This is a genomic window from Phenylobacterium sp. 58.2.17 (assembly GCF_026411515.1).
Taxonomy (GTDB): domain Bacteria; phylum Pseudomonadota; class Alphaproteobacteria; order Caulobacterales; family Caulobacteraceae; genus Phenylobacterium.
This window is the reverse complement of sequence record NZ_JAPMTQ010000012.1, coordinates 13,929-36,632: the sequence shown is the minus strand read 5'-3', so window position 1 is coordinate 36,632 and position 22,704 is coordinate 13,929. Positions and strand designations below refer to the sequence as shown.

The window sequence follows — 22,704 nt, the reverse complement described above, 5'->3', positions numbered from 1 at the left end:
CATGTGGCATGGTTAGCACGCGTCGCGGCTAAGGCGGAACGGGCCCGTGGCTATTCGTCGCGCTCGAGGATCGCGTCCACGTGCTCGATGTCCTGGCGGCCCAGTCGGTCGAGGATCATGTAGACCGCCACCCCGATCAGACCGACCCCGGCGATGCCGGCCAGCCAGATCACCGTACCTGGGTTCATCGTCCCGGCGGCCTGCGGCTGCGGCATGCTCAGCGCCCAGAACAGGCAGCCGCCGAACAGCGTCACTCCCGCGCCGGCAAGACCGACCGCCGGCAGCAGGCTCGGCCGCCGCACCGCCCTCGGCCGATCCCAGGTCGGCGGCTCAGGCTCGGGCGGCGCAGCTTCCAGCACGGCCTCGACCTCGGGCGCCGTGGACGCCTGCGGCGCTTCAAACAGCGTAGGCTCGGGCTCAGATTCGTTGGCCGCGACCAGTTCGAGTTTCGGCGTCTCGAACGCGTCCGGCGCGGCGAACTCCTCCTCGCCCGGCGGGGTCAGGACGAAGGCCGGCTCGTCGGGCGGCTCGGGGAACCGCAGTCCGGTCACCGGGGCTGGCTCCTCGACGACCAGCCGCGGGGGCGGCTCGACGACCGGCCCCTTCTGAACCGGTTCGTTGAAGATGCTGGACAGCCGCGACGACACCGATGCAGCCGCCGCCGCCGTCGGGCTCTGCTGGTCGTCTTCGAGGACGCCGCCGGCCGGCGGCTCCTGGTGGGCAGGGTCGCGTTCGACGATCGCCCGGGCGCCGTCCATCGGCGCGCTCAGCGCGGTCGGCGTCTGGCGCGGCACCACGCCGCTCGCATCGAGGTCGATGTTCGGCCGCACCACCGGCGACGGCGCCGGAACCCAACCGTCGACCGGCGTCAGGAACAGCGCCTTCTCCGCCGAGCGGCGCCGCACCAGGGCGTCGACGACGATGGTCTCGCCCTCGAACTGCGCCTTGCGCCACAGCTCCATCGCGCAGGCGGCCTGGATCAGGCTGCCCTCGTTGAGCCGCCGCAGCACCGACGAGCGCCGAAAATTCTCCAGGCCGATATTGAAGGCGAACGCCGCCAGGGCGTCGAACTGGTTCTGGTTCAGGGGGGTGAAGACCCACTCGTTGATCGAGTGCGACACGGCGATCAGATCGTAGAGCAGCAGGGCCTCGGCGTCCTGTTCCGAGACCTCGGCCCCCTCACGGGCGGTCAGGGTGTGGCCATGGCCGATGGTCCAGCGCCCATCGGGCAGCTGGGCGGATTTCCGGCGGTAGCCTTCGAAGCGCTTGATCAGCTCGATAGCCGATCTCGACACCTGGTTACGCGGTTTCATGGCCGTTTGACCCATCCTGACACATGGGCGCATGCGCCCACGGCTTAGCCGGCAAAATAGGGGCCGGTTACAGCAGGATCACGGCGGCGAGGCCGAGAAAGGCGAAGAAGCCCGTGAAGTCCGTGGCGAAAGTCACGAAAACTGAAGACGAAACCGCCGGATCGCGCCCCATCCGCTCGAGCACCAGCGGCGCGAGCACCCCGGCCAGCGAGGCGACGAACAGGTTTATGATGAGCGCGAGTCCAAACGTGACGCTCAGCATCACGTCTCGAAACAGGAAATAGATCACCCCGCCGGTCACCGCCGCCAGGGCCGCACCGTTGGCCAGGCCCACGGCCATCTCGCGGAAAACCGTCCGATAGGCGTTGACCGAGGAAAGTTCCTTGCTGGCCAGAGCGCGCACGGCGACGGCCAGGGCCTGGGTGCCGGCGTTGCCGCCGAGCGAGGCCACGATGGGCATCAGCACCGCCAGGGTGACCAGCTTGGCGATTTCGCCCTCGAAGGCGCGGATCACGCTGGCGGCCAGGGCCGCCGTCACCGTGTTCAGCGCCAGCCACGGCAGGCGCGCGCGAATGATGTCCAGGACGTCGGCGTTCCGGCCGGCGTCGGACACCCCGGCCAGGGCGAGGATGTCCTCCTCGCTCTCCTCCTGAATGACGCCGACGATGTCGTCGACGGTGATCTGGCCGACCAGCCGCCCGCCCGGTTCCACCACCGGGGCCGAGATCAGGTGGTACTTGTCGAAGATGTAGGCGACCTCTTCCTGGTCCATCCCGACCGGGATTTCCGTCACCGGCTCCATGATCTGGGCCAGCGGCGTGCTGCGCGGCGCGCGCAGCAGGTGGCTGACCGGCGTCCCACCGACAGGTTTATAGCTGGGGTCCACCACATAGATGTCGAAGAACAGCTCGGGCAGGTCCTCGGCTTCCTTGCGGAAGTGATCGATGGTCTGGCCGACGGTCCAGAACTGCGGCGCGGCCACGACCTCGCGCTGCATGATGCGGCCGGCGGTCTCGTCCTCGTAGGCCAGCGACGTCTCGATCGCCGCCCGCTCGGTCTCGGGCATGGCCGCGAGCACCTGGACCCGCTTGTCGTCCTCCAGGTCGTCCACGACGTCGGCCGCGTCGTCGGAATCGAGCTCCTCCAGCGCCTTGGCCAGGGTCGCGGGGGCGACCGTCTCCAGCACCTCCTCGCGAATCTCGGTGTCGAGTTCGGAAAGAATCTCAGCCAGCGCTTCAGGCGCCAGGTGGGCCAGCACCTCGTCGCGGTACTCGGCCGACAGGAAACCCATCAGGTCGGCGACGTCGGCCGGGTGCAGCGCGCCCAGCAGTTCGCGCAGGCGCTCGGCGTCGCCGCGGTCGGCGGCGTCCACCACCATGGCCACGAATTCGGGATTTAGCGCGTAGTCCTCGCCTAGGGCGAGGTCTTCAAGGTCTTCTTCGAGCTCCGGAGCGGTCTTGTCGTGGGCTTCGGACAGGTCGGCCGTTTCGCGGCTCATGCGGACCTCCCTGGGCGTCGGACGAAGATGTGCTCAGTCGCTGTTGAAGACCCTGATTCACTGGTGCGGTCGAGAAGACTCGAACTTCCACGGGTTGCCCCACAGCGACCTCAACGCTGCGCGTCTACCAATTCCGCCACGACCGCTCGTGGTGAGGCGCGGCAGGTAGCAAACCCCCGCAGCTTTGTGAAGCCCTACTGACCGCCTGCCATGAAGTCATACACATCTGCCGCACGCGTGACGGCGATCGAGATGCGGTCCTCGTTGATCTGAATCTCCCCGCGAGCGACCGGATGGTTGTTCGCCAGGATCCAGACTTCCTCGTTCACGCCCGCGTCCAGCGGGATCACGGCGCCGCGGCCCATGCGCAGCAACTGCTGCATCGGCAGGGTCGATCGGCCCAGCAGGACCGATATTTCGACGTTGACCTCGTTGACCTGACCCAAGACGCAAAGCCTTTGAAACACTAGAGACATCGCAGCGGGGGCTTTGACGCGCCCAGCCTGCGCACCACATTGAGTCCAACATGCTTGACCGCTCGTTAAACCTCTCGCCCGACGCGCCGATCTTCGGCCGCGACGATGGCCTGGCCGCCCAGTGGGCTGTGTCGCGCCTTCCCGTGCCCTACCCTGAAGCCGTCGCGGCCATGGAGGCCCGGGCGGCGGCCATCGCCGAGGGAACCGCGGGCGAACTGGTCTGGCTGCTGGAGCACCCGCCGCTCTACACCGCCGGGGTCTCGGCCAAGAACGACGATCTGCTCGACCCGAATCGATTCCCGGTCTTCGCCAGCGGCCGTGGCGGCCAGTTCACCTATCACGGCCCCGGTCAGCGGGTGGCCTATGTGATGCTCGACCTGACCAAGCGCCGTCGTGACGTGCGCGCCTTCGTGGCCAGCCTCGAGGCCTGGGTGATCGGCGCCCTCGCCCGCTTCAATGTCGAGGGCGAGATTCGCGACGGCCGCGTCGGGGTCTGGGTGGAGCGCAAGACGGCCGGCGCCCCGACTCGCGAGGACAAGATCGCGGCTATAGGGGTCAAGCTGCGCCGCTGGGTGTCGTTCCACGGCATATCCTTGAACGTGGAACCGGACCTAAGCCACTTCTCGGGCATCGTGCCCTGCGGCCAGACCGAGCACGGGGTCACCAGCCTGGTCGACCTCGGGCTGCCGGTGACCATGGACGAGGCCGACGAGGCCCTGCGCGCCAGCTTTCGGCTGGTGTTCGGCGACGTCGAGGAAGCCGAGGCGCCGGCCTAGGCGCTCACAGGCCGCATGGGGTTGGGACCGAAGCGGTTCGCGCCCATCTCGCTCCCCATGATCCCCAGCTCGACCGCCGCCCAGACCAGGGCCAGACCGAACAGGAAGTCGAAGAAACCGACGGGTTGAGGCCATACCGCGACCAGGGCGAACAGGATCAACGCCGCCCACCAGCCCGACTTGCCCCGGTCGTGGAGGCGCTTGGAGAGCACGCAGGCCCCGGCGTAGATCAGGGCCGGATAGACGAACCATCCGGTCAACCAGTGCAGGGTGACGCCCACCACGGCCTCGTAGACGGCCGCCAGGCCCAGCAGGGTCGCAGCGGCGATCAGGAACGGCGCACGGGCGATCCGCCCCTGCGCCGAGAGCAGCAGCGCGCCCCGGTCCGCCTGGCCGTCGTTCATGCCCCCTCCGTCCGCTAGCGCAGTTTGACGGCCGTGCCGGCGGCGGTGACCATCAGCATGCCGTTGTCTGCGCCCAGCGCCTCATAGTCCAGGTCCACGCCCACGACGGCGTCGGCGCCCAGCTTGGCGGCCTCATCGCACATCTCACGGAGGGCGATGTCGCGCGCCTCGCGCAAGGCCTTCTCGTAGCCCCCGGCGCGGCCGCCGATGATGTTGGTGATGCCGGCGAACAGGTCGCGGAAGATGTGCGCGCCGATGATCGCCTCGCCGCTGACGACGCCGACGGTCCGCGCGATTTCGCGCTCAGCCACATAGGGGGTGGTGCTGGTGATCATGGCGGCTCCTGGGGACACTTTCGCGAACGGGTCGCCGACCTTAGATTGACCACCATGAGCACGCCAGCCGCCTCCTCCTCCAGTTTCGACCTCACCCCGCCGACCGCCGACGAGCGCGCCTCGCTTGAGGCGGGATTGTCGCGCGAAGAGGCCGATGTCCTGCTGCATCACGGCACCGAGGCCCCGTTCTGCGGCGGATTGCTCGATAACAAGGAGGACGGCGTCTACTGCTGCCGCCTCTGCGCGCTGCCGCTGTTCCGCGCCAAGACCAAGTTCGAGAGCGGGACCGGCTGGCCCAGCTTCTTCGCGCCGTTCGACGAGAGCCACGTGATCGGCGTGCGCGACGTCAGCTACGGCATGATCCGCATCGAGACCCGCTGCGCCCGCTGCGACAGCCACCAGGGCCACGTGTTCCCCGACGGCCCGCCGCCGACGCGGCTGCGCTACTGCATCAACTCGGTGTCGCTTGAGTTCGTCCAGAACGGCTCGCCCCTGCGCGATCCGCTTGGTCGCGGCGACAACGCCGCCCTGGCCGGCGCCACCGTCTGACAGGACCGCTTGGCGGACCAAGCGGAAAGCGCGTTAAGCTCCCTCGCAAACAACGCCAGGGAGGCGACGCCGTGAAGGACTTCGCAGGTAAGACCGCCGTGATCACCGGCGGGGGAACGGGCATGGGCCGCGAACTGGCCCGTCAGCTCGCCGCCGAGGGCTGCAACGTCGCCATGTGCGACGTCTCGGCTAAGGCCATGGCCGAGACCGTCCGTCTCATCGAGGCCGACGGCAAGCCGCAGGGCACCAAGGTCACCACCCACATCGCCGACGTCTCGCTGGAAGCCGCGCTGATCGCCTTCCGCGACGAGATGGCCGAGCAGCAGCAGACCGACCGCATCCATCTGCTGTTCAACAACGCCGGCATCGGCGGCGGCGGCAGCATGATCGCCGACAGCCGCGCGGCCTGGGAAAAGACCTTCAACGTCTGCTGGGGCGGCGTCTATCTCGGGGTTCGCACCTTCCTGCCGATGCTGATGGCCGCCGATGAGGGCCACATCGTCAACACCTCCAGCGTCAACGGCTTCTGGGCGACCATCGGGCCGAACACCTCGCACACCGCCTACGCCGCCGCGAAGTTCGCGGTGAAAGGCTTCACCGAGGCCCTGGTCACCGACCTGCGGATCAACGCCCCGCACATCAAGTGCTCGGTGGTGATGCCCGGCCACATCGGCACCTCGATCATCGCCAACTCGCGCAAGGTCCAGGCCGGGGTCGATACCGACGAGCTGACCCCCGAAGACCTGACGCTGGCGCGGGCGCGCATGGCCGCGTCGGGCATCGACGCCAGTACTGTCCCCGACGATGCGATCAGGACCATGGCCGCGGAGATGGCCCGCAGCTTCCTCGAGGATGCGCCGATGACGGCGGCGGCCGCGGCCATGGTGATCCTGGACGGCGTGCGCAATGAGCGCTGGCGCATCCTGGTCGGCGACGACGCCCAGGCCCTGGACCAGTGGGTGCGCAAGGATCCCGAACGCGCCTACGAGCCGGAGTTCTTCACCGACTTCGCGCGCGAGGTCGGCTGGCGGATCGGCGGCTAGCCGTAGAGCCGCGCCGCAGCCAGCTCGGCGATCGAGCTGTCGAACTTGGCTGGGTCCCCGTCATCGAGGATCCAGGCCGCCGACAGGCCGCTATAGGCCAGGATCCACATCAGCAGCCGGCGGGGCTCCATGTCCGCACGGCTGGAGACGAGGTCCAGATAGCGGTCCAGGCGGCCGGGGATGAGCGCCGTGGCGGTGTCCGGGTTGCAGAACGGGTTGGCGTAGTCATAGCCGCGCTCCCCCAACACGCACTTGGGGTCGATCGCCAACCAGCCGCGCGCCCCGAAGTCGAGGATGTTGCCGTGGTGCACGTCGCCGTGCAGCGGCACGACCTCTCGCGGGTCGCTGAGCAGGACCTGCGCGGTCTCGTGCGCCTTGACCAGCACCCCGCCGTGGTTGGCCGCGCCCGGTCCCAACGCGCCGAACCAGACATCGAGCGGCACGAGACCGCTTGGCGGGGGCGCAGCTCTCGGCGCGTGCAGCACCGCCACGGCGTCGCAAATGATGGCGGTGGCTAGGTCGTCCTGGTCGCCGCGCGACATGTCGATCAGCGACCCGGATCCCTCCGCCCGCTCCAGCAACAGCGCCTCGTCCTGCCGGGCCAGGACTTCAGCCGCGCCCTGCCCGTCCCACCACGCCATCAGCGCCGCGCCGGCGATCTCCTCAGGGACGGTCGCCAGCTTGAGGATGGCTGGGCGCTCCGCCTGGCGCACAGGTAGCAACCAACTGCCCGTATACTCGGTGGTGAACGCATCGCCGTCGGGCGTCAGGCCCCAGCGGTCGAGCCAGGGCTGGAAGGAAGGTTTGCTCATCCCACCTATCTAGGCGCCGGGGTCGACTGCGCCAGGGAGCAGCTCCTACAGCGGGATGTTGTCGTGTTTTTTCCAGGGGTTGGCGAGCTGCTTGCCCCTGAGGTTCTTGAGCGCGCCGGCGATGCGCCGGCGTGTGGAGTGGGGCATGATGACATCGTCGATGTAGCCGCGGGAAGCGGCGACGAACGGATTGGCGAAGCGCTCCTTGTACTCGGCCTCTCTGGCGGCGATGGCCTCGGGGTCGCCGATCTCGGAGCGGAAGATGATCTCGACTGCGCCCTTGGAGCCCATCACCGCGATCTCGGCCGAGGGCCAGGCGTAGTTGAGATCGCCGCGGATGTGCTTGGAGCTCATCACGTCATAGGCCCCTCCATAGGCCTTGCGGGTGATCAGGGTGACCTTGGGCACGGTGGCCTCGGCGTAGGCGAACAGCAGCTTGGCCCCGTGGCGGATCAGCCCGCCCTGCTCCTGCTTGGTGCCGGGCATGAAGCCGGGCACGTCGACGAAGGTGACCAGCGGGATCTCGAAGGCGTCGCAGAAGCGCACGAAGCGGGCGGCCTTGCGCGAGGAGTCGATGTCGAGCACCCCGGCCAGCACCTGCGGCTGGTTGGCGACGATGCCGACGGTGGCCTCCTCGATGCGGCCGAAGCCGCAGATGATGTTCTTGGCGAACTCCGGGCTGATCTCGAAGAAGTCGGCCTCGTCGACGACTTTGAGGATCAGCTCCTTCATGTCGTAGGGCTTGTTCGGATTGGCCGGCACCAGGCTGTCGAGCGAGGGCTCCAGTCGGTCGGGCGCATCGAAGCTCTCGCGCACCGGCGGCTTCTGGCGGTTGGAGAGCGGCAGGAAGTCGACCAGCCGGCGCACCTGGGTCAGCGCCTCCAGGTCGTTCTCGAACGCCCCGTCGGCGACCCCCGACTTGATGGCGTGCACCCGGTAGCCGCCGAGCTCCTCGTGGGTGACCTCCTCGTGGGTGACGGTCTTCACCACGTCCGGACCGGTCACGTACATGTAGGAGGTGTCCTTCACCATGAAGATGAAGTCGGTGATCGCCGGCGAATAGACGTCGCCGCCGGCGCAGGGGCCCATGATCACGCTGATCTGCGGGATCACCCCCGAGGCCAGGGTGTTCTGCAGGAAGATGTCGGCATAGCCGGCCAGGCCGTCGACCCCCTCCTGGATGCGCGCCCCGCCGGCGTCGAACAGGCCGATGATCGGGGCTCCGACCTTCAGCGCCTGCTCCTGCACCTTGACGATCTTGCGGGCGTGGGCGTTCGACAGGCTGCCGCCGAACACCGTGAAGTCCTTGGAGAACACGAACACCAGCCGGCCGTTGATCTTGCCCCAGCCGGTCACCACCCCGTCGCCCGGCACCCGGTTGTCGGCCATCCCGAAGTCCACCGCCCGGTGCTCGACGAACATGTCGAACTCTTCGAACGAGCCCTCGTCCAGCAGCAGCTCGAGCCGCTCGCGCGCCGTCAACTTGCCCTTGCCGTGCTGGCTCGCGATACGCCGCTCGCCACCGCCAAGACGCGCCTCCCCACGGCGCTTCTCAAGCTCTTCAAGGATGTGCTTCACGCATCGGCCTCCCACGCCAAGGTTCAAGGCGTAGTCGGACGATCCGGCTCTGGCAACCGCGCAGCCGCCTCAGGCGAGGGCCTTGAACCAGCTCTCGAGCATGCGCGCCTCCTCCAGCAGGCGGGCCGTACGCTCAGCCGCCTCCTCGTCCACGCCCCATTTTTCTTCCTGATAGGCCTCGTCGATGCGCGAGAGCGTCCAGGCTTCCTCGCCCGTCAGCCAGCCGCGTTGCAGCGACAGCGCCAGCACCGCCGACCCGAACAGCGGCGTGCCGAACGCCACCCCGGTCAGGGCGAAGTCGTCGAGGTTCAGGGCCAGCGCCTTGACCGTGTCCAGGGTCGCTTCCGGCTGCTCGGCGTGGACGATCCCGGTGGCGCGGCGGAACACCAAGGCCAGTTCGTGCTCGGCCCGGCGCAGCACCGGCTCCCAGCCGGCGACCTGCCGATCATAGAGACTGTTGCCGCTCTCCGAGAAATAGCAGAGCAGGTCCGAGGCGGCGTACTGGGCGATCTGGCTGGCGGTGGCATCGCGAGCCTGGGGAATCGCCTCGGTGGCGGTGAAGGCCAGACGCGTGATGTGCATGGCCGCGATCTCGATGTGCTTACCCTGCGCGTCCCATTCAGCGGCGACCATTTCGGCCAGGGCCTTGGTCGGGACCGACAGCTTGCCGCCCTTGGGCGAGCGGACGTTGCGGCCGTCCAGCTTGACCGAGAAGGCGCCGTCCTCGGCCACCACCGAGACGTCCTTGTAGAACCGCTTGGGCTTCTCGCCCGGCTCTTTGAAGCCCTTCTGCACGCGTATCTCCTTAGCTCAGGGGTGCAATGACGCCCCCGCGGCGATTGCGCAAGCTGGGGCGGGTCGGCGATCCTTGGCGCATGAGCGACACCATCCTTGGCCCGCGCGACCTCAACCGCATCCTGCTGGACCGGCAGATGCTGCTGGAGCGGCAGGCGCTCGATCCGGTCGCGGCGCTGGAGCGACTGTTCGCAATGCAGGCGCAGCTGCCGCGGGCGCCGTTCCTGGGCCTGTGGGCGCGGCTGCGGGACTTCCGGCGTCAGGACCTGCTGGACGCCATCCAGGCCCGCCGGGTGGTCCGCTCGACCCTGATGCGCGGCACGCTGCATCTGGCCAGCGCCGAGGACGTGCTGGCCTTCCGGACCACCGTCATGCCCTCGCGCGACGTCACCCTGCCATGGGGGCTGAAGCCGACGCAGGATCTGCTCGACGCGGTTCTGGCCATCGGCCGCGAGCATTTCGCGCCCGAACCGAAGGACTTCGAGAGCGTGCGTCAGGTGCTGGAGGCGAAGGGCTTCGATCCGGTGCGGCCGCTCGCCTACGCCACTCGAATGTTCCTGCCGCTGGTGCAGGCCTCGTCCAACGCCCCGTTCGGTCACGAGCCCGGCGGCGACTTTACCCTGGCCAAGACCTGGCTGGGGCGCGACGAGCGCGAGGAGCCGCACCCCCAGGCCCTGGCGCGCCGCTACCTCGCCGCCCACGGCCCGTCGCTGCCGGCGGACTTTTCGGCTTGGTCGGGGCTAAAGGCGGCGGCGGCCACGTTCGAGGCCCTGGGCGATGAACTCGCAACCTTCAGGGACGAGCGCGGCCGCAAGCTCTACGACCTGAAGGACGCCGCGCGTATTCCTGGCGACACTCCCGCCCCGGTCCGGCTGCTGGCCGACTTCGACGGCGCCGTACTCTGCCGCGCCGACCGCACCGGGATCATCCGCCCCGAGCACGCGCCGCTGATGGCCAGCAAGAACGGCCTGATCCCGGCCATGGTGCTGGTCGACGGCGTCGTCGCCGGGACCTGGCGGATCGAGACCAAGAAGAAATCCGTCGCCGTCAGCGTGCGCCTGTTCGACAAACTGGCGGCCAAGGACCGTAAAGCCATCGAGATCGAGGCCTTGTCCGCCGCCGCGTTCCTGGCGCCGGACGCCAGGCCGGACGTCGCCTTCGAAACCTAGTGCCGGCGCCGGCGGGCCTTGAAGGGTTCGGGATCGGCCTCATGCTCGTCGAAGCCGAAGCGGTTGAAGCCTTCCTTCAGCTCCTTGCTGATCGGCGCTTCCAGGATCAGCGTGCCGCGCGAGGGATGCGGCAGGGTCAGCCGCCGGGCGTGCAACTGCAGCTTCAGGTTCCCGGAAAGCTCGGCCGAGGCGTCGGTCTTGTACTTGGGATCGCCCAGGATCGGATGGCCCATGGCCAGCATGTGCGCGCGCAACTGGTGGGTCCGTCCGGTATGCGGCCGCAGCGCCATCCAGGCCACACGGTGCGCGGCGCGGCTGACGGTCACGAACTCGGTCTCGGCAGGATCGGCGTTGGGGTCCTTCGGATCGGCCGGCACCACCATCTCGCGGTCGCCGACACCCTTCTTGACCAGGTGCAGCTCCATCACCCCTTCCGAGGGCTTCGGATTGCCGATGACCAGCGCCCAATAGGTCTTCTCGGCGCGGCGACGCGCAAAGGCCCCCGACAGCTTGGCGGCCGCGCCGGGCGTCTTGCCGAGCACCAGCACGCCGGAGGTGTCGCGGTCCAGCCGGTGGACCAGGCGCGGGCGCTCCAGCCCCTCGCCCCAGGCGCTGAGCAGGCGGTCGACGTGCTTGGTTGTCTTGGTGCCGCCCTGGACCGCCAGGCCCGACGGCTTGTTGATCACCAGAACTTCCTCGTCCTCATAGATCACCAGCGACTTGGCGTAGGCGATGTCGCGCGGGTCGAGGCCGGGCTTGTCGCCAGGCTTGGGGGCATCCGGCAGCGGCGGCACGCGGATCATCTCGCCGGCGGCGAGACGCTGGTCGGGCTTGGCGCGCGCGCCGTCGACGCGGATCTGGCCCGAGCGGGCGAGCTTCTGGATCTGGATTTGCGACACGTGCGGCCAGCGGCGCCGGAACCAGCGGTCCAGCCGCACGCCGTCTTCGCCCGGATCGACGGCGATGTTGCGAACTTCTCTCACGCGAACGCCCTCCGGGCCAAAAGCAGACCGACGAACAGCGCGCTCATCGAGAGTAAGACCGAGGCCGTCGCATAGGTGAAGGCCTGGCCATAGGTGCGGCGCTCAACCATCAACGCGACCTCCAGCGAGAACGCCGAAAAGGTCGTGAAGCCGCCGAGGACGCCGACGCCCAGCAGGACGCGCAGCTTTTCCTGATCGGCGCCGCCGCGATGGGCGAGATAGCCCGCCAACACGCCCATCAGCAAGCCGCCCGACACGTTCGCGACGAAGGTCCCGAACGGCCAGTTCGGTCCCCATAGCCTGAGCGCCTGAACGCCAAGGGCGTAGCGGGCCACCGCGCCGACGGCGCCCCCAACGGCCACCAGTAACACCTTTTCCATGCGCTCTTATGCGACGCGCTGGGCCTCCCGCGCAAACGGGCGGTTAATCGCACCGCGTCACGACGCGTTAAGGCCGTACCGGCATGGTCCCAGCCCAATCGGATTGCTGGATGACGGGCGTGGCGGGCGAGAGCGGAGTTGAGGTCAGGGTAGGACCTTCCGAAGGCCTGCCGCCCTGGACCTTCGCCACCAGCGAGCGTCGGATTCTCGCCCTCGATTATTCGATCGAGGAACTGGTCAGCCTGCGCCACGCCGCCACCGCCGCGCTGCGGATCCGCCCCGTGGTCCGCCACGTGAAGACCAGCGTCATCATCCCGACCTGGGCCTATGGCCGCCTGACCGACAGCGACGTCGAGGCCATCGACCGCGCCACGCTCGACTTCGCCAGCCGCCTGCGGCCGTCGGAGGCCGAAGCCAAGCTCCCGCTGATCATCCCCCAGTCGTTCCGCACCCTGGCGGGACGCCGCGGCCGCGCCAGCCTGCCCGAGGCCGTTCACGGCTCGGCGCAGGCGCTGAAGACGCGCGTCATCGTCGAGGTCACCGAGATCAACCGCGGCACCCCGCCGGGCCGACTGAACGAAGTCGCCAGCCTGCTCGGCGCGATGTGCAAAGGGGTCTTCGGCCGCCTGCAGCCCGGTCGTGAGGCCGCCGCGCCCTTCAAGGACGTGCGGCTGCAGGCCCTCGCGTTCGACGCCGGAGATGTGGCCGGAACCGACAGCGATGTCGCCGCCGCCTTGCTGGAGGTCGGCGAACAGATTCAGGGCCTGGCCCCACTTCTGATCGCTCAGGGCCTCCCCTCGGAAGGCTTCTCCGACGTGGCCGAAGTCGCGGGCTTCACGCACGTGGCGACCCGCGCCCAGGACACGCAAAACGCTCGAGGTTAGAGACGCCCGCCGATCGTGCGCCGGACGTCCTCGGCGTTGTAGACCTGACCGGTCGCCGAAGGCGGCGGCGCGCCGCGCCCCATGATCACCTCGATGGTCTGGGTCAGGGCCGGGCCGCCGCCCAGGTTGAAGCTGGTGCCGACGCCCACGCCCACGCCGCTGCTGTAGCCGCCGCTGCCGCCGCCTGCGCCCACCGACACCCGCGGCCCGCTGTCGCTACCACTCTGGGCGACATAGCGGTCCACCACCCGGAACCAGTCGTAGCCGTCGGCCAGGGTCAGTTCCGCGGCCCGCAGCAGCGCGAAATCGGAGACCTGGGCGATCGGCGCTCCCGGCCCGCCGCGGAACGTCACCCGGTACCGTCCTGGCTCGATGCGCATCTCCGAGAAGCCGACGCCCTGGGCGCGGTTCGCCGGCCCATAGACCGTCGGCGCGGTGGCGCAGGCGCCGAGCGCGGCGCAGAACACAATGATCGTTGTCAGGCGTCGCATGCGGGGGACCTCGCCAATGGCGCCGTTCGCACGGCATCCTGGCTAACGGTCAAGCCTGCGCGACGTTCCCGGCCAGGCCCAGCGCCTCGATCAGCGACTGCATGTCGGCCGGCATCTCGGCGGCGATGGTCTTGGTTCCGCCCGCCGGATGCGGAAAGCTCAGCGCTGCGGCGTGAAGCATCAACCGCGGCACTGGATGACCGCCGGCCATCAACGCGCCGCCGTAGCGCGCATCCCCCGCGATCGGCCGGCCGATCGAGGCCAGGTGCACGCGGATCTGGTGCATCCGACCAGTCTGCGGGTTGGCCTCGACCAGCGCGGCCCCCGCGCCCTTGGCCAGCGTCCGATAGCGGGTCAGAGCGGTCTCGGCGTCCGGATGATCGGGTGCGCAGACGCGCATATAGGCCTCGCGCCCGGCCTCCTCGCGACGCAGGGCCGCCTCGATCACGCCGCCGGCCGGCTCCGGCGGGCCCGGGGTGACGATGGCCTGATAGGTCTTGGCGAAACGCCGCCCCATCATGTGCTTGCCCAGGAAGCTCGCCGCCGGCTTGGTCTTGGCCGTCAGGATCACCCCGGACGTGTCGCGGTCGAGCCGGTGGATCAGTCGCGGCCGCGCCTTGCCCGGCTTGGCGAAGGCCCACAGCAGTTCGTCCAGGGTGTTGACCTGCCCGCGCCCGCCCTGGCTGGAGAGGCCGGACGGCTTGTTGAGCGCCATGATGTCGGCGTCCTCGTAGATCACCAGGCTGCGGACCAGGGCGATCTCATCGGCGGTCAGGACAACAGGCTTGGGCTGGGCCTTCACCTTCGGCGGTGTACGCGGCTTCACTTACGGCGGATCCGCTGTTCGGCCCAACGCTCCAGGCGCTCCTTGATCCGCGCCTCGACGCCGACCTCCTTGGGCTCGTAGAAGCGCTGCCGGTCCATGCCGTCCGGGAAGTAGTTCTGCCCCGAAAAGCCGCCCTCGACGTCGTGGTCGTAGGCGTAGCCCTTGCCGTAGCCGAGGTCCTTCATCAGCTTGGTCGGGGCGTTGCGGATATGGGCCGGCGGCATCAGCGAGCCGGTCTCCCTGGCGGCCCGCTGGGCGGCCTTGAAGGCGGTGTAGACGGCGTTCGACTTCGGCGCGGCCGCCAGGTGCACCACCACCTGGGCCAGGGCCAGTTCGCCCTCGGGGCTGCCGAGGAAGTCGTAGGTGTCCTTGGCGGCGTTGGCCAGGACCAGCGCCATGGGGTCGGCTTCGCCGATGTCCTCGACCGCCATGCGGATCAGACGCCGCGCGATGAACAGCGGGTCCTCCCCGCCGCCCAGCATCCGCGCCAGCCAGTAGAGCGCCGCGTCGGGGTCTGAGCCGCGAACCGACTTATGCAGAGCCGAGATCAGGTTGTAGTGCTCTTCGCGGTCCTTGTCGTAGGCCGGGCTGCGCTTCTGAAGGATCTGCCCCAGATCCTTGATCGACAACGGCTTCGCCGCGCCGATGTTGAACAGCGTCTCGGTCAGGGTCAGCAGATAGCGGCCATCGCCGTCAGCCATGGCGACCAAGGCCTGGCGCGCCTCGGGTTCCAGCGACAGCGGCCTTTGCTCGTGGGCCTCGGCCTTGACCAGAAGCGACTCCAGCGCCTCGTCGTCGAGCCGCTTTAGGACGTAGACCTGAGAGCGCGACAGAAGCGCCCCGTTCAGTTCGAACGACGGGTTTTCGGTGGTGGCCCCCACCAGGGTGACGATCCCCTCCTCCACGAAGGGCAGGAAACCGTCCTGCTGGGCGCGGTTGAAGCGGTGAATCTCGTCGACGAACAGCAGGGTGGACTGGCCGGCGGCCCGGCGCATCCGCGCCTGCTCGAACGCCTTCTTCAGGTCCGCGACGCCGGAAAACACCGCCGAGATCTGCTGAAACTCGTAGCCAGCCTCCTTGGCCAGCAGGCGGGCGATGGTGGTCTTGCCGGTGCCGGGCGGCCCCCAAAGGATCATCGAAGACAGCCGCTTGGCCTCAGCCATGCGGCCGATCGGTCCCTCGGGACCGAGCAGATGGTCCTGCCCCACCACCTCGCCCAGCCGCTGCGGACGCAGGCGGTCGGCGAGCGGCGACGGCGCGTGCGGCGTCAGCCCGGCTGCTTCGAAGAGATCGGCCATAGGCGCCTTCTACCGCCCTTCGCGGATCGGAGCGAGAGCGGCGCCGAACGCCGCCCTCATCCGTCAGGTCCGGAAGTTGGCGGTGATCTCCTGGCCGTTGCGCTCGATGGTCACCTGCCACTGGCCGCCGCCGCCGCCGAGCACCCCGGCCAGCTCGCGGACGCTGCCGATTTCGCGGCCGTTGACCCGGCGGACCAGGTCGCCCGGACGCAGTCCGGCGTTCATCGCAAAACCGCGGGAGATGTTGGTCACCAGCACGCCGCGGCCAGCGAACGGATCGATGCCCAGTTCCTCGGCCACCGCCGGCGACAGGTTGACGACCGTCGCCCCGTCGAACGGATTGCGGCCGGAGATCACCTGCTCGTCCTTGGCCGGGGTCGCGGGCGGAGCCTCTGCCCGCAGCGTCAGGATCTGCTCGCTGGCGCCCCGACGCACGCCCAGCTTGACGCTGTCGCCTGGACGCCGCGAGGAGATGGCGTAGGACACCGCCGCCGCATCGACCGCCGGGCGGCCCTCGACCGAGACGATGACGTCGCCCTGACGCAGGCCCGCGCGCGCGGCCGGGCCGTTCGGCCAGATGTCAGCGACCAGCGCGCCTTGCGGCACGCTCATGCCCATGCTGCGGGCCAGTTCGGCGGTGACCGTCTGGGTGCGCGCGCCGAGCCAGGGGCGCACGACCGCCTGGCCGCCGCCAGCAGCGGTCTCGACCACGCGCTTGACGATGGCGGCCGGCACCGCGAACCCGACGCCCGACGAAGTCCCCGAGCGCGACAGGATGAAGCTGTTCACCCCAATCAGGTCGCCGTCCATGTCGACCAGGGCGCCGCCGGAATTGCCCGGATTGATCGCCGCGTCGGTCTGGATATAGGCGTTGGAGGCATCGCCGTTGGGGTCGGCGGTGCGGTTCAGGGCCGAGATGATGCCGTTGGTCACCGTCTGGCCGACGCCGAAGGGGTCGCCGATGGCCAGCACCAGGTCGCCGACCTGCGCCTCGCCCGAGTCGTCGATCGCCAGGATCGGCAGGCGCTCGTTCCCGACATCGATCTTCAGCACGGCGAGGTCGGTGCGCGGGTCGGCCAGCAGCACGCGGGCGGCGTACTCACGCCGGTCGGCCAGGGCGACGGTGATCTCCTGCCCGCCCTCCACGACGTGGTTGTTGGTCACCACGATGCCGTCGGCGCGGACAATGACGCCCGAGCCCAGCGAGCCCTGGATCCGCTCGCGCGGGGCGCCCATGCCGAACATCTCCCAAAACGGGTCGGCCCGCTGACGCACCAGGCGCTTGGACGAGATGTTGACCACGGCCGGGGCCGCTCGCTTTACGACCGGCGCGAACGACGACTTCATCGTCAGGGCGTCGCCAGGCGCGGCCCGCGTCGGCTGGGCCAGCGGCGGGCTCTGGGCGTTGGATTTGGCTGCAGGGTCGGAACAGGCGGCCAGCAGGGCCAGGGCGGGGATCAGGACGCGATAGGCGCGCATAGAGTCTCCAGGTATCGTCTCGGGCCCGCACTCTGCGGAGGTTTCGGGCGCAATGATGGCGAATATCTAGGCTGCGCCGTCGTGATCCGAAACGGGTCTCAGGCGCCTGCGGCCGCGGCCTTGGGAACTCGCCCCACTCGCAGCGACAGTAGCAGGGCCGCGATCAGCAGCGCCGAGGCCAGATAGATCGCCAGTCCCGGCTGATGCATCACGCCGTCGTGACGGATCGACCAGGCGAAGGTCATGCCGAAAACGATGGGTCCGATGACCGAGGCGATGCCTTGCAGCGCCTGGTTCGCACCCTGCAGCTGGCCTTGCGCCGAGGGCTCGACCCGTCGGGTCATCAGCCCCTGCAGGCCCGGCATCAGGAAGTTCATCAGCGCGAAGACCGGCACGCCCAGCATGTAGGCCCAGCCGGTCTGCGCCATGCCGTAGATGGCGAAGCCGGCCGCACCGGCGGCCGCGCCCAGCAGCAGGGCCCCGCGTTCGCCGATCCGCGCGACGACCGGCCCGACGAGCAGGGTCTGGACGATCACCCCGGCCAGCCCCGTGGCCATCATGGTCAGGCCCATGAAACCGGGCGTCCAGCCGTAGCGATAGCCGGTATAGAGCACGAAGATCGCCGGCAGCACGGTGTGGGCCAGCTGGAACAGGAAGCCGATGGAGGCGAGCCCCAGCAGTTCGTTGTGCGAGCGCAGGAAGCTGAGCGACCCGACCGGGTTGGCGCGCTTCCAGTCGAATTTGGCGACGCGCTTCTCGGGCGGCAGCGATTCCGGCAGGATAAAGAAGCCGTAGAGCCAGTTCACCGTGGTCAGCGCCGCGGCGACGAAGAACGGCAGGCGCAGGTCGATATCGCCCAGAAAACCGCCCAGGGCCGGCCCGACCAGGAAGCCGAACGAAAAGGCCGAGCCCATCCAGCCATACGCCTTGGCGCGCTTGTCCGGCGGGGTGACGTCGGCGACGTAGGCGTTGGCGGTCGAGAAACTGGCCGCGGTCAGGCCGTTGATCACACGCCCGACGAACAGCCACATCAGGCTGGGGGCCAGGGCCATGAACAGGAAGTCGATCGCCAGACCACCCAGCGACACCAGCAGGATCGGCCGGCGGCCGTAGCGGTCAGACATCATGCCGAGGATCGGCCCGCAGAACAGCTGCATGACGCCCCAGACCGCGCCGAACAGCACGTTCCATTCCGACGCCGCAGCCGTGTCGCCGCCGGTGAACTCCTTGATCAGGTTCGGCAGCACAGGGATCATGATCCCGAAGGAGACCGCGTTGATCACCGCCGCCGCGAAGATGAAGCGGAAGGCGCCCGCCCAGCGTTTGTCGTCGCCGCCGGAGGCGCTCGGAGCACGCTCGGTCATGATTTCCTCCGTTCGGCCGCTGCGGGCCGCTTCCGTTCCTGAACTACCACGTTCGCCGTCTTAGGCCGACGTGTCGCGGTAGGATGTCAGCAGCGCGCGCCACCATTCAGCCAACCGCATCAGCAGCACTTCGTCCGGGAATCCGTGGCGGGCCGCGCCTTCCGGCACCTGGTCGAAGCCGCGGTGCTCGACGCTGACCCGTGTTTCTTCGCCGACCGCCTCAAAGCGCACCTCGACTTGGGTGTGCAGATCCGGTGGGAAGTTCGCCTGCCGCCAAGAGAAGACCAGGCGCGCCGGCGGTTCCCAGACCAGGATGCGGCCGATCTCGAACACCTTGCCGCTTTCCAGGGTCTCGGTCAGGCGCCCGCCCTCCCTGGCTTCGAACGCCAGCACGCCCGGCGCGCGCGGCGTGGTCTGGAAGAGGCCGTTGGGCCGCCACCAAGCGCCGATCTCGCCGACGAAGGCGGAGAAGGCCCGCTCGGGCGAAGCCTTCACCCGCAGGGCGACATAGACCTTCGAGGTCACGGGGTCGTCTCGACATGAGCCTTGAAGGCGGCCAGCTGCTCGCTCCACAGCCGCTCGCTCTCCTCCAGCCATTGCAGCAGATGAACCATCGGCTCGGGCCTCAAGGCGTAGATCCGGACGCGGGCGTCGAACTGCGGATGGCTTTCCTCCACCAGCCCGCCCTCGCGCAGGGCGCGCAGGTGTCGGCTCATGGTCGGAGCCGACACCCCGAGTTCGCGGGCCAGCTCGCCAGCCGCACGGGGCCCCCGCACCAGCAGGTCGACCACCCGGCGGCGGGCGGGATCAGCCAGCGCCGCCAGGGTCGTATCAAGCTTGCGCGCTGCACTCATCGCCAGCCGGTGATCTTAAGACCGCTCGCGGCCTCTGCTTCCTCGCGGCTTACGCTGGCCACAGTCTGCGACACGGTCCAGATGTGTCCCTCGGGATCGCGGCAGCGATAGGTTCGGTCGCCGTAGAATTGCGTCTCCGGCTCGGCCATGATCTCCGCTCCGGCGGCCTTGGCCCGCGCGAAGTGGGCGTCGACGTCGCTGTCGATCTGCACGTGGACCGTCTGGGTGTTCTTGCCGCCCACGGACTTGGGGCTCTTGTGATCGGCGCTCCATTCCTGGCCGATCATTACATAGCTGTCGCCGAACTCCATCTGGGAGTGGGCGACGTTGCCGTCGGCATCCTCCAGCAGCATGACGAGCTCGAAGCCGAAGGCCTCTTCGAGCCAGGCCAGGGCCGCCTTCGGGTCCTGGTAGAACAACGCGGAACGGAAACCTGCGGACATGGCGTTCTCCTCTGGGCGAGTCAGGCTTTGATCTTGTGGCCGGTGGCCTGCTCCATCTGCGCGACGGACAACTCCTGGACCGTCTGGCCGAAGGACCACGGGTGGTCCTCCACATCGCGACAGGTGAAGACACGGTCGCCATAGGGCTGGTCGGCGGGTTCCCGCTCGATCTTCGCCCCGGCTGCGCGCGCGCGGGCGCAGAGCTCGTCGAGACCCGACTGCAGCTGGACGTGCACCGACTGGGTCGAGCGCCCGCCGAACGTGGCCGGACTGACCGCGCCGTCGCCGCGAGGCGGTCCGACCACCATCACATAGCCGCCAAGCAGCCAGAGTTCGGAGTGGATGACGCCGCCCTGCCCGTCCTCAACGACCATGCCGGCCTCGAACCCGAACGCCCGTTCGAGCCAAGCGATGGCGCCCATCGCATCCTGGTACCAGAGCAGCGGCCCAATCGTGGGAAGCCTCGGACGGTCGTCCATGTCACGCCTCCATCGGCGGAGCGGCCGGAAATGGCCGCCATCAGCCCCTAGACGCTAATTTCACGATCCTACAATATTTTCGACAATACGCAATTATATAGTTCATTGCACCAGGGCCGCTTCAGCGAGCGCCCGCCCACCGTCATTCGGTTCAGGCTTCACGCCCAGCAGATCGGTCAGCACCGCGTAGACATCGACGTTGTCCGTGGTCGGGGTGACGACGCCGCTACGGAAACCCGGGCCCTGCCCGATGAACACCGCCGCCATCTCCGGCGCAGCGGGGTCGAAGCCGTGGTCGCCGCCGCGGATCGGCCGCTTGGCGCCCCACTCGCGGGTGGTGATCTCCCAGCCGGTCTGCGACAGGCAGAAGATCGGTGCGACCCGGCGATGGGCTCCGAAGTGATAGCGGGCGGGGATCTCGCCCCTGCGCCAGCAGGTCATGTGCTCATGGGGCGCGATCAGCGCGGCCTCAACTTCGGCCTCACGCCCTGTGGCCGGGTAGTAGGACATGAAGGCGCCCATCGCCACCGAATGGCCGGCGTCCTTGGGCAGGATGTCGTCGACATAGATCACCCGCTCCCCGGAAATCGGCGCCATCCCGTGGTCGGCGGTAACGATCAGGTTGGCGGTCAGGCCGCGAACCGCCAGGCCCTCCGTCAAACGGCCGATCGCCGCGTCGGGATGATCAGGGCGCTGGCCCAGAGGTCACGGAGCGGTCTCATGACGGTGAAGCTAGCGGAGCAACCGTACATAGCAAAAGCCCCGGACGTTTCCGTCCGGGGCTTCGCGAAAGTCTGAGATCGGGTCGACCTATTCGTCGGCGAAGCCGACGTTTTGCGCCGGGCCCGAGTCCTTGCCCTTTTCAGCCGGGTCGCGATCGACGAACTCGATCACGGCCAGCGGGGCGTTGTCGCCGTAGCGGTAGCCGGCCTTCAGGACGCGGATGTAGCCGCCCTGACGTTCCTTGTAGCGCGGGCCGAGGACGGCGAAGAGCTTGCCGACCTGCTCTACGTCGCGAACCTTGCTGATCGCCTGACGGCGAGCGTGCAGGTCGCCGCGCTTGGCCAGGGTGACCAGCTTCTCGACGACCGGACGCAGTTCCTTGGCCTTCGGCAGGGTGGTGACGATCTGCTCGTGCTTGATCAGGCTCGCCGCCATGTTGGCGAACATCGCGGTGCGGTGGGCGGTCGTGCGACCCAGTTTGCGGTGGGCTTTGCCGTGACGCATTTCGTATCTCCTGGGCCTATGAGCCCGCTGGGCGCTCCGACTTGTCGGACAGTCGCCCTTGCCTAACCAAGTCCCAGCCTGCTCCCGCCTGGGTCAGAACGAAGCGCCTGAGCCCTCGACCGCGATGCGGTGTCCCTGGGCCCTCGCCGCAGAAGCGGCGCGGAGTCGACGCGCAGTCCAAAAGTACCGAGGCCCGCCAGGCGGGCCTCGGGGGTCTTACATCTGATCGTCGAACTTCTTGGCGAGTTCTTCGATGTTTTCCGGCGGCCAGTTCGGCACATCCATGCCGAGATGCAGGTTCATGCCCGCGAGCACTTCCTTGATCTCGTTCAGCGACTTGCGGCCGAAGTTCGGAGTGCGGAGCATTTCCGCCTCGGTCTTCTGGATCAGGTCGCCGATGTAGACGATGTTGTCGTTCTTCAGGCAGTTGGCCGAGCGGACCGAGAGCTCCAGCTCGTCGACCTTCTTCAGCAGCGCCGGGTTGAACGGCAGTTCCGGCTTGGATTCGCCTTCGACCTTCTTCTTCGGCTCTTCGAAGGTGATGAAGATCTGCAGCTGGTCCTGGAGGATACGGGCGGCGAAGGCCACCGCGTCCACCGGCGAGATCGCGCCGTTGGTTTCCACTTCCATGATCAGCTTGTCGTAGTCGAGGCTCTGGCCCTGGCGGGTCGGCTCGACGCGATAGGCGACGCGCTTGACCGGCGAGTACAGGCTGTCGACCGCGATCAGGCCGATCGGGGCGTCTTCCGGACGGTTGCGCTCGGCGGGGACGTAGCCCTTGCCGTTGTTGACCGTGAACTCCATGCGCACGGTGGCGCCGTCGTCCAGCGTGCAGAGCACGTGGTCGGGGTTCAGGATCTCGATGTCCGACGGGACTTCGATCTGCCCGGCGGTCACCACGCCCGGACCGGTGGCCTTCAGCGTCATGCGCTTGGGGCCCTCGGCGTGCATGCGCAGCGCCAGTTGCTTGATGTTCAGGACGATGTCGACAACGTCCTCGCGAACGCCTTCCAGCGACGAGAACTCATGCACCACGCCGTCGATCTGGACGGCGGTGACGGCCGCGCCCTGCAACGACGACAGAAGCACCCGGCGGAGGCTGTTGCCGAGCGTCACCCCGAAACCGCGCTCGAGCGGCTCGGCCACCAGACGCGCCTTGCGGTTCGCGTCGGTTCCGGCCTCGATCAGCGGCTTCTCGGGACGGATGAGCTCGTTCCAGTTTCTTTCGATCACGTAGAGATGTCCCTC

27 protein-coding genes and 1 tRNA gene are annotated in these 22,704 nt (G+C 68.5%); 5 read left to right on the top strand and 23 right to left on the bottom strand.

From position 1 onward, the window contains the following. Positions 1–50: 50 nt before the first annotated feature. The 4 genes from OUA97_RS10450 to OUA97_RS10435 form a co-directional block, all read right to left on the bottom strand. On the bottom strand, positions 51–1,313 hold the full coding sequence (locus tag OUA97_RS10450; protein ID WP_267231827.1) for a glycoside hydrolase family protein: 1,263 nt from the start codon (positions 1,311–1,313) through the stop codon (positions 51–53). Positions 1,314–1,380: 67 nt separating this feature from the next. After that, positions 1,381–2,811, bottom strand: coding sequence for a magnesium transporter (gene mgtE / locus OUA97_RS10445; RefSeq protein WP_267231826.1), 1,431 nt, complete (start codon positions 2,809–2,811; stop codon positions 1,381–1,383). A 61-nt stretch (positions 2,812–2,872) separates the two neighbouring features. Then, positions 2,873–2,957, bottom strand: a tRNA-Leu gene (locus OUA97_RS10440). A gap of 48 nt (positions 2,958–3,005) precedes the next feature. After that, positions 3,006–3,287, bottom strand: coding sequence for a FliM/FliN family flagellar motor switch protein (locus OUA97_RS10435; RefSeq protein ID WP_267231825.1), 282 nt, complete (start codon positions 3,285–3,287; stop codon positions 3,006–3,008). Between the two features lie 50 nt (positions 3,288–3,337). Here OUA97_RS10435 and lipB point away from each other — a divergent pair, with 50 nt between their 5' ends. Further along, on the top strand, positions 3,338–4,063 hold the full coding sequence (gene lipB / locus OUA97_RS10430) for a lipoyl(octanoyl) transferase LipB (RefSeq protein WP_267231824.1): 726 nt from the start codon (positions 3,338–3,340) through the stop codon (positions 4,061–4,063). Here lipB and OUA97_RS10425 read toward each other — a convergent pair. Continuing rightward, on the bottom strand, positions 4,060–4,467 hold the full coding sequence (locus tag OUA97_RS10425; RefSeq protein WP_267231823.1) for a DUF805 domain-containing protein: 408 nt from the start codon (positions 4,465–4,467) through the stop codon (positions 4,060–4,062). The two genes, lipB and OUA97_RS10425, sit on opposite strands and share 4 nt — an antisense overlap. Positions 4,468–4,481: 14 nt before the next feature. After that, positions 4,482–4,802: a heavy metal-binding domain-containing protein gene (locus OUA97_RS10420; protein ID WP_267231822.1), complete on the bottom strand. Its 321-nt coding sequence runs from the start codon at positions 4,800–4,802 to the stop codon at positions 4,482–4,484. 54 nt (positions 4,803–4,856) lie between these two features. On the opposite strand from OUA97_RS10420, the gene msrB reads away from it, so the two are divergent. Together msrB and OUA97_RS10410 are read left to right on the top strand one after the other, a co-directional pair. Continuing rightward, complete coding sequence (gene msrB / locus OUA97_RS10415) at positions 4,857–5,351, top strand: peptide-methionine (R)-S-oxide reductase MsrB (protein ID WP_267231821.1); 495 nt, start codon at positions 4,857–4,859, stop codon at positions 5,349–5,351. Positions 5,352–5,422: 71 nt separating this feature from the next. After that, a complete protein-coding gene (locus OUA97_RS10410) occupies positions 5,423–6,394 on the top strand; it encodes an SDR family NAD(P)-dependent oxidoreductase (RefSeq protein ID WP_267231820.1) in 972 nt (323 codons plus the stop codon). Here the strand turns inward: OUA97_RS10410 and OUA97_RS10405 are convergent. From OUA97_RS10405 to OUA97_RS10395, 3 genes are all read right to left on the bottom strand, one after another. After that, entirely contained in the window at positions 6,391–7,206 is an 816-nt protein-coding gene (locus OUA97_RS10405; protein WP_267231819.1) for an aminoglycoside phosphotransferase family protein, read from the bottom strand. The genes OUA97_RS10410 and OUA97_RS10405 overlap by 4 nt on opposite strands. A 45-nt stretch (positions 7,207–7,251) precedes the next feature. Continuing rightward, positions 7,252–8,784, bottom strand: coding sequence for an acyl-CoA carboxylase subunit beta (locus OUA97_RS10400; protein WP_267231818.1), 1,533 nt, complete (start codon positions 8,782–8,784; stop codon positions 7,252–7,254). A 69-nt stretch (positions 8,785–8,853) separates the two neighbouring features. After that, on the bottom strand, positions 8,854–9,579 hold the full coding sequence (locus OUA97_RS10395; protein WP_267231817.1) for an ATP12 family chaperone protein: 726 nt from the start codon (positions 9,577–9,579) through the stop codon (positions 8,854–8,856). A gap of 80 nt (positions 9,580–9,659) precedes the next feature. On the opposite strand from OUA97_RS10395, the gene OUA97_RS10390 reads away from it, so the two are divergent. Then, positions 9,660–10,748, top strand: a complete 1,089-nt coding sequence (locus OUA97_RS10390; RefSeq protein ID WP_267231816.1) for a winged helix DNA-binding domain-containing protein — start codon at positions 9,660–9,662, stop codon at positions 10,746–10,748. Here OUA97_RS10390 and OUA97_RS10385 read toward each other — a convergent pair. Together OUA97_RS10385 and crcB are read right to left on the bottom strand one after the other, a co-directional pair. Further along, positions 10,745–11,731: an RluA family pseudouridine synthase gene (locus OUA97_RS10385; RefSeq protein ID WP_267231815.1), complete on the bottom strand. Its 987-nt coding sequence runs from the start codon at positions 11,729–11,731 to the stop codon at positions 10,745–10,747. The genes OUA97_RS10390 and OUA97_RS10385 overlap by 4 nt on opposite strands. After that, positions 11,728–12,111: a fluoride efflux transporter CrcB gene (crcB, locus tag OUA97_RS10380; protein ID WP_267231814.1), complete on the bottom strand. Its 384-nt coding sequence runs from the start codon at positions 12,109–12,111 to the stop codon at positions 11,728–11,730. Before crcB ends, OUA97_RS10385 begins: the two co-directional genes overlap by 4 nt. Positions 12,112–12,221: 110 nt before the next feature. Between crcB and OUA97_RS10375 the strand changes: the two genes are divergently transcribed. Further along, on the top strand, positions 12,222–12,995 hold the full coding sequence (locus OUA97_RS10375) for a hypothetical protein (RefSeq protein WP_267231813.1): 774 nt from the start codon (positions 12,222–12,224) through the stop codon (positions 12,993–12,995). Here the strand turns inward: OUA97_RS10375 and OUA97_RS10370 are convergent. The 12 genes from OUA97_RS10370 to OUA97_RS10315 form a co-directional block, all read right to left on the bottom strand. Next, positions 12,992–13,486, bottom strand: a complete 495-nt coding sequence (locus tag OUA97_RS10370; RefSeq protein ID WP_267231812.1) for a CC0125/CC1285 family lipoprotein — start codon at positions 13,484–13,486, stop codon at positions 12,992–12,994. The genes OUA97_RS10375 and OUA97_RS10370 overlap by 4 nt on opposite strands. A 49-nt stretch (positions 13,487–13,535) precedes the next feature. Continuing rightward, a complete protein-coding gene (locus OUA97_RS10365; protein ID WP_267231811.1) occupies positions 13,536–14,312 on the bottom strand; it encodes an RluA family pseudouridine synthase in 777 nt (258 codons plus the stop codon). Further along, on the bottom strand, positions 14,309–15,610 hold the full coding sequence (locus OUA97_RS10360) for a replication-associated recombination protein A (protein WP_267231810.1): 1,302 nt from the start codon (positions 15,608–15,610) through the stop codon (positions 14,309–14,311). The genes OUA97_RS10365 and OUA97_RS10360 overlap by 4 nt, the downstream gene beginning before the upstream one ends. Positions 15,611–15,673: 63 nt before the next feature. Continuing rightward, complete coding sequence (locus tag OUA97_RS10355) at positions 15,674–17,089, bottom strand: Do family serine endopeptidase (protein WP_267231809.1); 1,416 nt, start codon at positions 17,087–17,089, stop codon at positions 15,674–15,676. Positions 17,090–17,187: 98 nt separating this feature from the next. Continuing rightward, positions 17,188–18,453 (bottom strand): TCR/Tet family MFS transporter, encoded by a 1,266-nt coding sequence (locus tag OUA97_RS10350; protein WP_267231808.1) that lies wholly within the window; start codon positions 18,451–18,453, stop codon positions 17,188–17,190. Positions 18,454–18,513: 60 nt separating this feature from the next. After that, on the bottom strand, positions 18,514–18,978 hold the full coding sequence (locus tag OUA97_RS10345; RefSeq protein ID WP_267231807.1) for an SRPBCC family protein: 465 nt from the start codon (positions 18,976–18,978) through the stop codon (positions 18,514–18,516). Next, a complete protein-coding gene (locus OUA97_RS10340) occupies positions 18,975–19,307 on the bottom strand; it encodes an ArsR/SmtB family transcription factor (RefSeq protein ID WP_267231806.1) in 333 nt (110 codons plus the stop codon). Before OUA97_RS10340 ends, OUA97_RS10345 begins: the two co-directional genes overlap by 4 nt. Then, positions 19,304–19,750: a VOC family protein gene (locus OUA97_RS10335; protein WP_267231805.1), complete on the bottom strand. Its 447-nt coding sequence runs from the start codon at positions 19,748–19,750 to the stop codon at positions 19,304–19,306. The genes OUA97_RS10340 and OUA97_RS10335 overlap by 4 nt, the downstream gene beginning before the upstream one ends. A 20-nt stretch (positions 19,751–19,770) precedes the next feature. Further along, positions 19,771–20,229, bottom strand: a complete 459-nt coding sequence (locus OUA97_RS10330) for a VOC family protein (RefSeq protein WP_267231804.1) — start codon at positions 20,227–20,229, stop codon at positions 19,771–19,773. A gap of 102 nt (positions 20,230–20,331) precedes the next feature. Beyond that, positions 20,332–20,898, bottom strand: coding sequence for an alkaline phosphatase family protein (locus tag OUA97_RS10325; RefSeq protein ID WP_267231900.1), 567 nt, complete (start codon positions 20,896–20,898; stop codon positions 20,332–20,334). Between the two features lie 141 nt (positions 20,899–21,039). Next, on the bottom strand, positions 21,040–21,456 hold the full coding sequence (gene rplQ / locus OUA97_RS10320; RefSeq protein WP_267231803.1) for a 50S ribosomal protein L17: 417 nt from the start codon (positions 21,454–21,456) through the stop codon (positions 21,040–21,042). Positions 21,457–21,672: 216 nt separating this feature from the next. Beyond that, positions 21,673–22,689 carry a DNA-directed RNA polymerase subunit alpha gene (locus OUA97_RS10315; RefSeq protein WP_267231802.1) on the bottom strand — a complete coding sequence of 339 codons (1,017 nt, stop codon included), beginning with the start codon at positions 22,687–22,689 and terminating at the stop codon, positions 21,673–21,675. Positions 22,690–22,704: the final 15 nt, after the last annotated feature.

Coding starts and splice junctions, on each gene's coding strand:
- OUA97_RS10450 (WP_267231827.1), bottom strand. CDS start 1,313: ATGAAACCGCGTAACCAGGTGTCGAGATCGGCTATCGAGCTGATCAAG.
- mgtE (WP_267231826.1), bottom strand. CDS start 2,811: ATGAGCCGCGAAACGGCCGACCTGTCCGAAGCCCACGACAAGACCGCT.
- OUA97_RS10435 (WP_267231825.1), bottom strand. CDS start 3,287: ATGTCTCTAGTGTTTCAAAGGCTTTGCGTCTTGGGTCAGGTCAACGAG.
- lipB (WP_267231824.1), top strand. CDS start 3,338: ATGCTTGACCGCTCGTTAAACCTCTCGCCCGACGCGCCGATCTTCGGC.
- OUA97_RS10425 (WP_267231823.1), bottom strand. CDS start 4,467: ATGAACGACGGCCAGGCGGACCGGGGCGCGCTGCTGCTCTCGGCGCAG.
- OUA97_RS10420 (WP_267231822.1), bottom strand. CDS start 4,802: ATGATCACCAGCACCACCCCCTATGTGGCTGAGCGCGAAATCGCGCGG.
- msrB (WP_267231821.1), top strand. CDS start 4,857: ATGAGCACGCCAGCCGCCTCCTCCTCCAGTTTCGACCTCACCCCGCCG.
- OUA97_RS10405 (WP_267231819.1), bottom strand. CDS start 7,206: ATGAGCAAACCTTCCTTCCAGCCCTGGCTCGACCGCTGGGGCCTGACG.
- OUA97_RS10390 (WP_267231816.1), top strand. CDS start 9,660: ATGAGCGACACCATCCTTGGCCCGCGCGACCTCAACCGCATCCTGCTG.
- crcB (WP_267231814.1), bottom strand. CDS start 12,111: ATGGAAAAGGTGTTACTGGTGGCCGTTGGGGGCGCCGTCGGCGCGGTG.
- OUA97_RS10375 (WP_267231813.1), top strand. CDS start 12,222: ATGACGGGCGTGGCGGGCGAGAGCGGAGTTGAGGTCAGGGTAGGACCT.
- OUA97_RS10370 (WP_267231812.1), bottom strand. CDS start 13,486: ATGCGACGCCTGACAACGATCATTGTGTTCTGCGCCGCGCTCGGCGCC.
- OUA97_RS10360 (WP_267231810.1), bottom strand. CDS start 15,610: ATGGCCGATCTCTTCGAAGCAGCCGGGCTGACGCCGCACGCGCCGTCG.
- OUA97_RS10355 (WP_267231809.1), bottom strand. CDS start 17,089: ATGCGCGCCTATCGCGTCCTGATCCCCGCCCTGGCCCTGCTGGCCGCC.
- OUA97_RS10350 (WP_267231808.1), bottom strand. CDS start 18,453: ATGACCGAGCGTGCTCCGAGCGCCTCCGGCGGCGACGACAAACGCTGG.
- OUA97_RS10340 (WP_267231806.1), bottom strand. CDS start 19,307: ATGAGTGCAGCGCGCAAGCTTGATACGACCCTGGCGGCGCTGGCTGAT.
- OUA97_RS10335 (WP_267231805.1), bottom strand. CDS start 19,750: ATGTCCGCAGGTTTCCGTTCCGCGTTGTTCTACCAGGACCCGAAGGCG.
- OUA97_RS10330 (WP_267231804.1), bottom strand. CDS start 20,229: ATGGACGACCGTCCGAGGCTTCCCACGATTGGGCCGCTGCTCTGGTAC.
- rplQ (WP_267231803.1), bottom strand. CDS start 21,456: ATGCGTCACGGCAAAGCCCACCGCAAACTGGGTCGCACGACCGCCCAC.